The following is a 12666-nucleotide window of genomic DNA, read 5'->3' on the forward strand; positions in this document are numbered from 1 at the left end:
GATTTAATAATTTCAAATATAAAATAATACTTATAAAAATATTATTTTTGTACTTATAAACGTAAAAAGGGTCTAACATAAAGTTAGACCCCTATATTATAAGTTAAATATTAACTTATTTAACTACAGCAACACCGCTAATTGCAAAACCATCAAGTTCTTTTTCAGTACCATCTACATTATCTACATACTTAAATTTCTTATTTAAGATATCTATAATTGAAGGATCCGCATATAGCTTAGTGCAGATTGAAGCACCACTATCAGCACCTTGCTCTACTTTTAAATAAGCAGGAACAATACCAGCAGTACCATTCGCAGCAACAGAATCTTTCAATGTAACTTTTAAGCACTTTTTACCACCGGACTTAAGTTCACCAACAAAACCTGTACCTGGATCTATTGCTACATTTGTCATAGACTTAAGATCGTTAGCAAATTTCGCTTGTGATGTATAATAAGAGCCAAGATCCGATACAATCGTGGTAACATTAGTACCAGCTTTTGCGATTTCTGCATCATCACGAGTAGCTGCAAGTCTTGGTATAGCAACAGCTGCCAAGATACCTAAAATAACGATAACGAAGATCAACTCGATCATAGTAAAACCTTTTTTCATGGTTTACTCCTTATATAAAATTCATCCCGCATACCTATATGCGAAACTTGGCGTAATTATAGAGAAAAATTTAAAAATTGTCAATAGTTTTTGGCAAATTTTTTACAATTTATTTACAAAATCCGATTTCTCGGGCATTTCAAAATCAAAATTTTAAACCAATTTGGTCTATTAATGTATTTTGGCGGCGCCTCTACACATTGATACCATAAAAATTATTTGCTTTCATTCTGTGCGCGTCCGATAAACCATATGTCTATTCGAGATACAGAATGCTACAACCCGTATCTCTTCGTAAGAATTCCATACTCCTCCACGCGTCTATCTCGCAAAAACGGCCACCAGCGGCGCACGTTTTCGCATCTTTGCATATCGATAGTTACGACTTCGCATAGCTCATCGGTGCTATTTGCACGAAACAGCTGTTCGCCCTGCGCACCGAAAATAAAGCTATTGCCCCAAAACCTAATCCCCTCTTCGCTGACAAGCTGATCTACGCGCTGTTTATTCGGCAGTACCTCTAAAGTTTCGCCGTTAAATTTAATCTCTATCGAAATTTTTAAATTTTCTCGTGCCGCCTCATCCTTTGCGGGCAAAATTTCGCTGCCGATCGCCATTTTGCCGCTATCCGTTAGCACCCCATTATTAAAGGATAAAATTCCGCCCTCGCTTAAAATTTTACTATCGTCGCTCGCATCCGTGGAGCGCGAAATTTTATCGCGCATATTCAAACCTGCTTCGCCCCCGGATAAAATTTCATCCGGCGGAACCTCGCTAAGCGCGGCGCTTTCAAAACCCACGCGATTTACGGCGATTACGGGCAGGGAGTTTGCCACCGCATGCCCGCGCTGTACCGCGACCCAAGCCTCCAGCTGGCGCGCCTTTTCGTCCTCGCCGTCGCCGTCGAACCACCCGATCGCGGTCGGATATATGAGCAGCTCGGCACCGCGTAGCGCCATCGCGCGCGCCGCCTCGGGATACCACTGATCCCAGCACACGAGCACGCCGAGCCGTCCCACGCTCGTATCTATGGGCTTAAAGCCCAGATCGCCCGGCGTGAAATAAAATTTTTCGTAAAACTGCGGATCGTCGGGGATATGCATCTTGCGATACTTGCCGGCGATCCTACCGTCGCGCTCGAAGACCACGGCGGTGTTGTGATACAGCCCCGCGGCGCGGCGCTCGAAAAGCGAGCTTACCAGCACGACGCCAAATCTCTTCGCCACTTCGCTCCACAGCCGCAAATCACGCTCGAAATCCTGTGCATAGTCGAAATTTTCGGTATTTTCGCGCTGGCAAAAATAATGCGTCTGATGAAGCTCTTGCAAAACGATTAATTGCGCGCCCTTCGCCGCTGCACGCGCGATGAGCTCGATGCTACGCGCTATCGTGCGCGCCTTGGTACCTTCAAATTTATGCGAAATCAGCCCAACTTTTAAAATTTTCATATTTTTCCTTCGATCTAAATTTAAAGCCTGAATTTATTCATGCACGAGCAGTGTAGCGAGCCGTTTTGGCGGATGAAAACGCGCGCGTTTACTCCCACTACTTCGCGATCCGCGCACGCCGCTCGCAGACGCGACAGCGCCAGCTCGTCCGCCGCGCGGTTTGGATCGTGCGGATCTGCGGGGTCCGCGTAGGTAGGCACGATGAGCGCGCCGTTTAAAAAGACGAAATTTGCGTAAGTCGCGGGCAGCCTGCGCCCCCGATAAAAGATCGCGCGCGGGATCGGAAGCTCGATCACGTCGTATCCGAGCGATGAAATTTCATCTTTCATCGCGCCAAGCTCCGCATAGTGCAGATCGCTCGGATCGTCGCATGAGCTTATCGCCACGACGCGCGGGTTTAGAAAACGTGCGAGAGTATCGACGTGACTATCGGTATCGTCGCCCTTTATGAAGCCGCGCTCAAGCCAGATTATGTTTCTTAGCCCGAAAATTTCACGCAGCCGCGCATCCAGCTCGACCTTGCTTAGGGAGTTGCGATTTTCGTTCAGCAAACACGCGCTAGTAGTCAGCATCGTGCCCGCGCCGTCAAAATCGACACTGCCGCCCTCTAAGATCAGATCTACGTCTCGCAGCGGGCGGGCGTTCGCGGCGTAAAGCTTGGAATTTAACGCGTCGTCCTTGGCGCTTGCAAATTTGCCGCCCCAGGCGTTGAAACGAAAATTTAACCCCGTGATTTTGCCGCCCTCCTCTACGTCGATCGCGCCGTAATCGCGGATCCACGTATCGTCAGTATCGATTTGCACGAAGCTCATGTTTGCTAAGCCGCCGCAAATTTGCTCAAAATCCTCGCGGCTCGGCGCGATCGCGACGACAGGCTCAAACCTCGCTGCAGCGGCGATAAAGTCGCGATAAGCTGCCTGTATCTCGCCTAAATACGGCGCCCAGTCGGTACCTGCGTGCGGCAAAGACACCAAAAGCGCCTCTTGCTCCTCCCATTCGGCGAATGCTCTCATTTTTGCTCCAAGATTAAAATTTCACGGATTATAGCGAAGGTCGGTTTAAAAAGATATTTGCGGATGGTGCGCCCGGAGGAATTCGAATCCCCGACCTTTTGAACCGCAATCAAATGCTCTATCCAGCTGAGCTACGAGCGCACGAAATAAAAGAAACGGGATTATAGCGTTTTTAGCTTAAATTTAGCCAAAAAGACGGTTTAAATTTCGACACGCGATAAATTTCAGCTCGCTCAGATTTATCGCGCCGAATTTTAACTCGCTTAAATTTTGCGCACTCTTTAAAATTTTATGAGTGAAATTTAACTATTTAAAATTTGCTTGCTCAAAATTCTGCAAGCTCAAACCCGAAATGCCCTAAAATTTTACCGCTCTGTAGCCCAAATCCTACGCACAATAAATAAAATTTAAATACTTTTTTGCTACCATAACGCAAATTTAAATAGGGGTATGCAAATGAATAAACGAAGTTTCTCGTCGCGCTGGGCTTTCATCATCGCCTGCGTGGGCTCTGCCGTGGGTATGGCAAACGTTTGGGGCTTCCCCTATAAACTCGGCACGAACGGCGGCGGCGCGTTTTTGCTGATCTATCTATTTTTTATCGCGCTGTTTTCCTATGCGGGACTTAGCGCCGAGTACGCCATCGGACGCCGCGCTAAAACGGGCACTTTGGGCTCTTACGAATACGCGTGGAAAAGTCGCAGGCTCGGCACCGTCGGCAAGATCATCGGCTGGCTGCCGCTTGCAGGCTCGCTGTGTATCGCCATCGGCTACGCAGTCATCATCTCATACGTGCTCAAAGCCCTAGCGCAGGCCATAGACGGCTCGCTGATGAGCGTGGATACGAACACCTGGTTTGAATCCTTCGCGCTAACGCCGTATTCGGTCGTGCCGTTTCACTTCATCGTCGTTGCTGGCACGCTTTTTACGCTGTTTTTCGGTGCGCACAGTATCGAAAAAACCAACAAAATCATGATGCCGCTATTTTTCATCCTTTTTGCGGTACTTGCAGTCAAGGTCGCCACGCTACCGGGCTCGGGCGCGGGGTATAAATTTCTATTCACGCCCGATTTTGGCAAGCTTGGCGATCCGATGGTGTGGATATCTGCGATGGGACAGGCGTTTTTCTCGCTTTCGATCACGGGCTCGGGTATGATCGTCTACGGCGCGTATCTGCCTAAAAACGAAGATGTCGTCTCGGCTGCGAAAAATACGGCGTTTTTCGACACGCTTGCGGCGATGGTGGCCGCGCTAGTGATGATCCCTGCGGTCTTTGCATATCACACAGATCCCGCCGCGGGTCCGGGGCTGCTTTTTGTGACGCTGCCTAAAATTTTACAAGATATGATCGGCGGGCAAATTTTTGCGATCATCCTCTTTACGGCAGTGATCTTCGGCGGAATTTCATCGCTTCAAAATATGTTTGAAGTCGTCGCCGAGTCCTTGATGCATAAATTTCCGCGCCTGAACCGCACCTGCACGCTCGTGCTTTTGTGCGTGATCTGCTTCGGCGTGGGCGTGAATATGGAAGCAATCGTCAAATGGGGGCCGTGGATGGACTTCGTCTCGATCTACATCATCCCGATCGGTGCGGTCATCGGCGCGGTTTCGTGGTTTTGGGTGATCAAAAAAGATGAAATTCTGGACGAAGTAAATTTGGGCGCGTCCAAGCGATACGGCGCGTTTTGGTACAACGTGGGGCGCTTTTTATACGTGCCGCTAGCGCTACTGCTTTGCATAATCGCGCTAAGCATGCATATTTCGTTTTGAGTTAAATTTTATCATCGAAGTATGAGATTAAAAAATTTAATCTGCAATGAATAAAAGGATCGATTGTATGAGCGATTTAGAAAACGAAAATTCCCCAAAGCCCAAATTGCGCGAATGGGATTCGAGACCTACGAAAATCCGCGAAAAATCCAAGCTTTCTAAATTTGCAGAATATTCGATGCCTATTTATGCGCTTATATCTTTATCGGTGTTTTTTATACCGATAAAAGTTTTAGATAAAAGCGAAGCCTGCGCTAGTTTCGTTAAATTTATGAAAGGAATTTTTCCGAATATCGAAGCCTTTGAAACTATTAGCGCAATGCCCCAGGTTACAGCTTTTTACGTAAGTTTTATGTGGATTTGGGTGATTGTTTGCTCGGCTTTGATGATTTATCTTAGTTTTTACAATATGCCAAATATCTATGATTTAAAAGTTTTTCCAAAAGGAATTCCCGCTATTATATTTACGTTTTTCTTGGGGTATTTAGGAACTACATATTATTATTTCGGCGAAATGGCTATGGGAGAGATAAGCTTCGGGCTAAAAAGCTTTAACCTATATTTTACCTCGAAAATTAAGATGTATTTTTGGATTACATTTTTCTCTCTATGGTTTATTGCCGGTTGCGGCGTTGATTCTTGGGGTTTGATTTTTACAATCTGTGGTTTTAAAAATTTGAAAAAATATTAATCAAAAGATTTGAAGAATGGGATACCTTATAAGCGATAGACTGATCGACATCGGGCTAATTTTGTTTTTCGGCGGTTTTGGTTTTGTATGCTATATAAACGGCGTATTGGGCATCGGCAAAGACTATATGCAGCGCAATAGAATAGATTTCGTGCGCTGGATGTTTAGTCTGAGGCACATCTTGCGATCCAACACGCCGTTTGATTCGAACGAGCCGCTAGAATTAAAATTTAAAGAGCCCAAAAGCAAGCATTTGATCTACAATTTCTTTGAGTTTATCATCCATTATGCGATAATCGCGCCGTTTTTAGCGATCTATGCAGGGATTTTCCTGTTTTGCGCGGGGCTAGCCATTAAAATTTTATCTCAAATTTAAATGGCGGGCGCTTTCGTCAAGCCCATACGATCCCGTCCAAATTTAATTTAAACGAGCTGCCGCCGCATCCGCTTCGTTCGCAAGCTTAGGCGCAAATTTTAAAAGAGGCAGACTTAATCCGCTTCAAATTTGTCCCATTCGATTAAACTTAAAATTTTATCCGCAGCGCGGCTGCCTGCGAGTATGATCGCCCTGTCGGCAGCAGTCTCGATCTGCTTTGTTAAAATTCCATTCACGGCCGATTGACCGACCGCGAAACCGAAACGGCTCGTGGCGATGGAATTTAAGCAATGCGAGCTCAAATTTCATCCACAGCGCGGCTTCTCCGTGGCGCGTTCATTTTGGCAGCGGTGCGACCGTAGCCGCACTCTATTAAAATCTTATTCGGAGCCGCCGAACCGCCCTCGCCTTGTTTAAATTCTATCGCACAAATTTTACCGAGCGCTAAGGCAGAGGACGAACCGCCTCTACTTTGTTTAAATTCCGCCGCACCGACCGACCGATCGCCGACCAGCCGCAGGATCGGTTACCGGCTCAGTTGCAGGGCCAATCGCGCAAAACCGAAGCAGCTCGCCAGAGCAAACGATCTAGCAAAACCGACGAGAACGGCCGCAGACAAACCTTTCGTCAAACCAAGTGATCGCCGAAGCAGACGGACCGCCGAAGCACCAGATCGGTCGTCGGTTTGGTTTCAAAACCGCTTAGTACGCCAAATGAGCAGGCCGATTAACAATCCCAGCCGTAAATCCCCGACCGATTGCAATCCGAGCGGACTGATCCACAAATGAGTAGACGGACTAACGAGTTAGACGATCTAGCCGCAAATTGCCGACTAAATGCGAGCTGAGCGAGCCGAGCCACTAAATCGCTCAGTCACAGACCAGCCTCCAAGCCACCCCGCCACAGGCTAGTCCTGAACCTATCCAAGCAATAAACACAACCCAAAGCCGTCCGGTCGTAAGCCGATCCCAAAGCCGCCCAGCAAGCGGGCTAGCCTCAAAATCGCCCAAGCCGCAAGCCGGTCGCAAAACTGCTCGGTTGCAAGCTAAACTAGAAGTCGCACAATAAGCAGGCTAATCCCGAAACCACCGCTTACTCTACGTAAATTTTATACTCGCCGTAGCCGCGCGCGTCCATCTCCTCAAGCGGTATAAATTCCAAGCTAGCGCCGTTGATGCAGTATCTCATACCGCCCTTATCTCTCGGTCCGTCCTCAAAGACGTGTCCTAAATGGCTGCCTCCTACGCGGCTGGAGACCTCGACGCGCTGCATACCGTGGCTGTCGTCTTGCGCGTACGCGATCGCATCGGTCGTTATCGGCTTTGAAAAGCTCGGCCAGCCGGTGCCGGAGTTGTATTTATCGGTAGAGGAAAAGAGCGGTTTTTTCGACACGATGTCGATGTAGATGCCCTTTTTATAATTCTTGTCGTATTCGCTCGAAAACGGCCGCTCGGTCGCCTTTTCTTGCGTGACTTGATACTGAAGCTCGGTCAAATTTTTCTTTAGCTCATCCTTGCTTTGCACTTTAAATTTTTCATCGTCCTCAAGCGGCTTTTTAGCAAGGCGCAGATCGATGTGGCAGTATCCGCCCGGGTTTTTGCCAAGATAATCCTGATGATACTCCTCGGCGCGGACGAAATTCTTTAGTGGCGCCACTTCGACGGCGATCTTTTCTTTAAATTTTGCCTGCTGCGCCGCTATGAAATAGCGCGCGATCTCGCCGCTTGATTCATCGGTATAATAGATGCCCGTGCGATACTGGCGACCGCGGTCGTTACCCTGCTTGTCGATCGAGAACGGATCGATGATGCGGAAATAATGCGCCAAAATTTCAGGCTCGCTGATGACGTTGGCGTCGTATTTTAAGTGTAGCGTCTCGGCATGATCGCTGCTATGTAAGCCCTCGTAGCTTGCTTTATTGCTCTTGCCGTTGGCGTAGCCTACCTGCGTCGCGACTATGCCGTCGAGCTGTTTGTAATACGCCTCCATGCCCCAAAAGCAGCCGCCTGCTAGATAAATTTCTTTTACGTTTGCGTTCACGCCGCCTCCTTTAACTTTAAAATTTGCGTCCGACGCACCGGCGCTACTGCCGCCTGCGGCATTGAGCGCGACTAAATAACCCGCCGCCAAAGCAAAGAGGCAGATTAAAACTTTAGAAATTTTCATTTTGATCCTTTCGTTTTAAATTTTGCGCAATTTTACAATCTCTAAATGAAGCGAGAGTGAAAGAGAGAAATTTTATCGCTTACGGCGGATCAGTACCCAAATTTTACCGCCGCGGGATCGGGGCTCTCGGCTCGCCGTCGCCGCAGAATTAGAATTTTATCGCTGCGGTGAGGCGGGATCAAAAATTTTATCTTACCGCGGCGGCGCAAGATCAAAATTTTATCTTATCCTCGCAGCACGCTGCAACATCGGAATTTTACCTCCTCGCAAGCGGTTAAAATTCTATGCTATAACGAGGGCTGAAATTTTACCGCCCCCGCCAAGATTAAAATTTTACCGCTTCAACGGAGACTGGATTTTGCTAGCGCGGCAAACGGTTGGATTTGATCGCCGCGGCAAGAATTAAAATTTTGCTACCGCTGTAGGGTTGGAATTTCGTCGCCCCTGCGCTACGATGAAATTCTAACTCTTTTACGAGCGAGACCCTTGCGCCGTCCATTCGCCTGCGCTACGGCTCGCGTGAAATTTATCCATTCATCGCAGCTTACGTGGGAATTTAGAGATTTTGATACGCCCTATTACGGCACTAAATTTTATTGTTGCGCCTCGCGGCTAGATTTTGCTACCGTCGCGATAATTAAAATTTTACCGCTGCGCAACCGTGGCTTGAGCCTGATTTAGCGCCTTTGCGAGTTTTACGACGCGGCCGAATTCTACCGCAGGCGCCGTTTTGCGAGGGCACGGACTGCTTGCGAGACGGAAGCTTTGCACTGCGCCCGCTGCTTTGCCGCATTTAAAATTTTATCTACGCACCGCTTAGGTTGCGGCACGGCGTCCATCCGCTTGCCGCGCGATTAAAATTTATCTACGAGCGCACACCGATCGCGACGAGGCGCCGCCTTAAAAATTTATACTCCGCTCCGTATCTGCTGCGAAACGGCGCCGAAATTTCAACGCAAAATAGGCGCCATGAAATTTTCGCGCTGCGAGATAAAATTTGTGCGCCGCTATGCGACGGCGAGGCGCGAACCCATCCGCTGCGTGCGATTAAATTTAAAATTTTCGCGACCATTCAGGAGCGGCGAATGATTAAATTTAAACTGCGCCGCACCGATACGTAGCGTCATATCGCGTAGCTAAACCCGCGCCATGCAGTAGTATAACGAAGTGCGAACAGTCGGATTCACACTGCCTCCGCCACGTAGCGGAGCGCAGTCAAATTTATATCGCGCGCCTTGTAATAGAGGCAGCCAGGTCCGCACCGCGTTGGCGCGTAACAAAGCACCGTGCATTAGACCCACACCGCGCGCGCTATACAGCGAGCAACGAGATCCGCTCCGGCGCAGTTTTCAATATTTGCAACGGCATAAAAAGTTACGAAGCGAGCGCAACGAGATCCACCCCGCCGCAGGCGAGCAAAATTTAGTGCAAAAAGTGGCGCACTCCCGTAAAATACATCGCCATGCCGAACTCGTCGGCGCTTGCGATCACCTCATCGTCGCGGATGCTGCCGCCGGGCTGCACCACCGCTGCGACGCCCGCAGCATGGGCGATCTCGATGCTGTCTTTAAACGGAAAAAACGCCTCGCTGGCAAGCGCGCAGCCGCTCAGATCGACGCCCACGTCGCGAGCCTTTGCCACTGCCGCACGCGCGGCGTCCACGCGGCTCGTCATACCCATGCCGATCGCGACCATCGCGCGAGCTTTGACGTAAACCACGCAGTTACTCTTCGTAAGTGCGGCGATCTGCCACGCGATTTTTAGATCGCTAAGTTCGCTCTGGCTCGCCGCGCGCCCCGTGACGCAGCGGGCGTTTGCGACCTCGTCCGCGCCCACGTAGTCGCGCTGCTGATATACGAAGCCGCCGTCAATGAATTTAAAATCATACTTGTCGTTTTCACGAATTAAAAACTCCCCGCCCTGCTCGAAAATTTTAATGCGTTTTTTCTTTTCAAATACCGCAAGCGCCGCGGGCGTAACGCGAGCGGCAAGGATAACCTCGACAAAAATTTCGTTAATTTTATTCGCTAGCTCCTCGTCCAAAACGCCATTTATCGCCACGACGCCGCCGTATGCCGAAACGGGGTCGCATTTTAGCGCCTCTACGTAGCTTTCAAGCAGGCTTCCCTTCACGGCAAAGCCGCATGGATTGGCGTGCTTGCAGATCGCCACCGCAGGCGCCTCTCCGAAGCTACTAGCGAGCATCAGCGCGCCGTGCATATCGGTCATATTGTTAAAGCTCGCCTCGCCCTTCAGGCTCTTAAAGTGCTTGCTAAAAAACTCCTCGAACTCGTACAGCGCGCCCTTTTGATGCGGATTTTCGCCGTAGCGAGTATCGAATACCTTGCTGCCCGTGATAAATTTTTTCGCGCCGAAGCCGCCGTTAAAGCGCTCGTTCATATAGTTTGCGATCATCGCGTCGTAGGCTGCGGTGTGCTCATAAGCTTTTATCATTAAATTTTGCCTAAATTTCAGCTTCTCGCTCTCGTCCGCGCTACTTAAATTTTGCAAAACCGCGTCGTAATCAAGCGGACTTGTGACTACATAGACGCTAGCAAAATTCTTAGCCGCGCTTCGAACCATCGCAGGCCCGCCGATGTCGATGTTTTCGATGATCTCTGAAAAATCGTCGGTGCGGGCTACGGTCGCTTTAAAAGGATAGAGGTTCACGCACACTAGATCAATGCCACCGATGTCGTGCTGCGCGGCTTGGCTTACGTGATTTGCGTCGTTTCGTTTATACAAAATTCCGCCGTGGATTTTGGGATGCAGGGTCTTAACCCGCCCCTCAAACATCTCGGGCGAGCCCGAGTATTGGCTCACTTCCGCTGCTTTCACGCCATTTTGCAAAAGCAATTTATGCGTGCCGCCCGTGCTTAAAATTTCAAATCCTAGCTGCTCAAGCCCTTTGGCAAACTCTACGACGCCCTCTTTATCGCTGACGCTGATTAACGCTCTCATCTTTTCTCCTTTTAATTTATTCGCATAGTTTTTTAAAAATCAGCTCGCGCATATCGTTTGCATTAAGCTGAAAATACAAAATCGCCTCGCGGCGAGCCTTTTGATACTCACGCCTTGTCTTTTCATCCGCCGCGCCGAGCTTTGCGTCTTTAAATTTCGCCATGCGCGCCGAAGCCAGCTCTTTTAGCTTCTCATTATCGCGAGAGATGCCGCCGCTATAATTAAACCACTCTTTGCTTTGAAAAATATTAAATAAAATTTGAAAATCTACGAAATTTCCCTTATTGTACTCGGCGCAGATCCCGTTTTTGTGGCTTACGGCGTAGATCGCGCCGTATCTGCGCTCGAAAAAATATAGTTTTATGAGCTTCGCGTTTTTATCTAAATTTGCGCCGCCGCCTAAAATCGCAAGCTTCGCATCGCCTCGCGTTTCATAAGGACCTAAAATCGCGCCGTTTTCGTAGAGATTTCCGCCGTAAAAAGCGTATTTCGTATCTCCAAGCTCGCTTGAAAGAACGTAGGTTTTATCGCTTGCAGGCGAGTTTTTGCCAGCGCAGCCGAGCAGCGACAGAGCCAAAAATAGAGACGAGATAAAAAATTTCATCGCAAAAATCCTTTAAATTTTAAAATTTTGCCTGATTTATGAAGCGGAATCGGCAAAGTGAAATTTACTAAATTTACCGCATTTACCGCGCGTAAATTTTAAATTTGCTTCTTAAATATCGCCGCCATGCTCGTGCGAACGTAAATTTTAAAATTCTGCGCCGCTTGCAAAAGCTAAATTAAAAGCCGCGACGCAAAACGTAAATTTAAACCGCAGCGCAAATTTAGCCGCAAGGACCTGCGCAAACCGACTAAATTTAAAATTTCGCGGCGCAGCTTTTATCGCCAAGCTAGGTTGGCGCCTCCTCTTGCCGCTTTTAAAATTTTAAATTTACCTGCACATTTTGTTTCCCAGCTCATCCATAAGCGCGGCTACGTCATCGCCCACGAGCTCCATTAGCGCCGTTTGTCGCTGCTTCTCGCTCATATTTTTTGCAAGCGCGGGGCTTAGATATTCATATTTTTCATCGCTGCTTAGTGCGCGCGAGTTCGAAATATAGACCTTGGCGCTGTAGGATTTGACGAACGCCTCGCCGTCGTAAACGCTTTTATAAATCGTAATATCCACCAAATAGCCCGATCTGTAAGCCTCGCAAATACCGCTCTCGTGGTAAAGCTTCACGACCTTCACGCCGCTTCTTGGATCGAAAAGATATTTGTTGTAGCTCTTTAAATTTTTGCTTTTAACCGCGCTATCGTCGGTGTAGGCGTAGGAGCCGCCCTGCCCGTCGGTCGCGACGCCGAACTCCGCCTCGCCTATCTTTTCATATTTGCCCAGTAGCTTGCCGTTTTCATACACCTGATCCGCGCGCAGTTCATAGACCTTCGTTTGGCTGCCGTCGAAAATTTTTAAAGCGTCGCCGCTCCCGGCCTTTGAAGGCGTAGCGAAGCAGCCCGCAAGCAAAAACCCAGAAAAGATCAAAATCAAATTTTTCATTTTTCCCCTTTTAAAATTTTAAGGCGCGCAGCAACTCGCGCACGCCGCAAAATCGGTAAAATTTAAAGCGCATCAAGCGCAC

At 48.6% G+C, this 12666-nt stretch carries 12 protein-coding genes and 1 tRNA gene; 4 read left to right on the plus strand and 9 right to left on the minus strand.

Translation table 11 applies throughout. The annotated features are described in order from the left end of the window. Nucleotides 1-115 precede the first annotated feature (115 nt). The 4 genes from Q0600_RS02275 to Q0600_RS02290 form a co-directional block, all read right to left on the minus strand. Complete coding sequence (locus Q0600_RS02275; RefSeq protein WP_298098800.1) at nt 116-619, minus strand: type II secretion system protein; 504 nt, start codon at nt 617-619, stop codon at nt 116-118. A gap of 275 nt (nt 620-894) precedes the next feature. Next, nucleotides 895-2067, minus strand: a complete 1173-nt coding sequence (locus Q0600_RS02280; RefSeq protein WP_298756419.1) for a carbon-nitrogen hydrolase — start codon at nt 2065-2067, stop codon at nt 895-897. 20 nt (nt 2068-2087) lie between these two features. Then, nucleotides 2088-3080 carry an agmatine deiminase family protein gene (locus tag Q0600_RS02285; RefSeq protein WP_298756422.1) on the minus strand — a complete coding sequence of 331 codons (993 nt, stop codon included), beginning with the start codon at nt 3078-3080 and terminating at the stop codon, nt 2088-2090. 64 nt (nt 3081-3144) lie between these two features. Further along, nucleotides 3145-3221 (minus strand) — tRNA-Arg (locus Q0600_RS02290). Nucleotides 3222-3536: 315 nt separating this feature from the next. Between Q0600_RS02290 and Q0600_RS02295 the strand changes: the two genes are divergently transcribed. From Q0600_RS02295 to Q0600_RS02305, 3 genes are all read left to right on the plus strand, one after another. After that, nucleotides 3537-4850 carry a sodium-dependent transporter gene (locus Q0600_RS02295; RefSeq protein ID WP_298756424.1) on the plus strand — a complete coding sequence of 438 codons (1314 nt, stop codon included), beginning with the start codon at nt 3537-3539 and terminating at the stop codon, nt 4848-4850. A gap of 67 nt (nt 4851-4917) precedes the next feature. Beyond that, nucleotides 4918-5541, plus strand: a complete 624-nt coding sequence (locus Q0600_RS02300; protein ID WP_298756426.1) for a hypothetical protein — start codon at nt 4918-4920, stop codon at nt 5539-5541. A gap of 16 nt (nt 5542-5557) precedes the next feature. Continuing rightward, entirely contained in the window at nt 5558-5917 is a 360-nt protein-coding gene (locus tag Q0600_RS02305; RefSeq protein ID WP_298756429.1) for a hypothetical protein, read from the plus strand. 113 nt (nt 5918-6030) lie between these two features. Here the strand turns inward: Q0600_RS02305 and Q0600_RS02310 are convergent, their stop codons facing one another. After that, a complete protein-coding gene (locus Q0600_RS02310; protein WP_298756432.1) occupies nt 6031-6219 on the minus strand; it encodes a hypothetical protein in 189 nt (62 codons plus the stop codon). Nucleotides 6220-7009: 790 nt separating this feature from the next. Next, nucleotides 7010-8083: a peptide-methionine (R)-S-oxide reductase MsrB gene (gene msrB / locus Q0600_RS02315; protein ID WP_298756435.1), complete on the minus strand. Its 1074-nt coding sequence runs from the start codon at nt 8081-8083 to the stop codon at nt 7010-7012. A gap of 821 nt (nt 8084-8904) precedes the next feature. Here msrB and Q0600_RS02320 point away from each other — a divergent pair. Continuing rightward, nucleotides 8905-9204, plus strand: a complete 300-nt coding sequence (locus Q0600_RS02320) for a hypothetical protein (RefSeq protein ID WP_298756440.1) — start codon at nt 8905-8907, stop codon at nt 9202-9204. 301 nt (nt 9205-9505) lie between these two features. Here Q0600_RS02320 and purH read toward each other — a convergent pair whose 3' ends face one another. The 3 genes from purH to Q0600_RS02335 all read right to left on the minus strand — a co-directional run bounded on the left by purH (nt 9506) and on the right by Q0600_RS02335 (nt 12584). Continuing rightward, entirely contained in the window at nt 9506-11044 is a 1539-nt protein-coding gene (gene purH, locus Q0600_RS02325) for a bifunctional phosphoribosylaminoimidazolecarboxamide formyltransferase/IMP cyclohydrolase (RefSeq protein ID WP_298756442.1), read from the minus strand. Nucleotides 11045-11060: 16 nt separating this feature from the next. Continuing rightward, nucleotides 11061-11648: a hypothetical protein gene (locus Q0600_RS02330; RefSeq protein ID WP_298756444.1), complete on the minus strand. Its 588-nt coding sequence runs from the start codon at nt 11646-11648 to the stop codon at nt 11061-11063. A gap of 330 nt (nt 11649-11978) precedes the next feature. After that, nucleotides 11979-12584, minus strand: a complete 606-nt coding sequence (locus Q0600_RS02335; RefSeq protein WP_298756446.1) for a hypothetical protein — start codon at nt 12582-12584, stop codon at nt 11979-11981. Between the last annotated feature and the right edge of the window lie 82 nt (nt 12585-12666).

Origin of the sequence: uncultured Campylobacter sp. (assembly GCF_938041645.1) — a bacterium.
Lineage (GTDB): Bacteria > Campylobacterota > Campylobacteria > Campylobacterales > Campylobacteraceae > Campylobacter_B.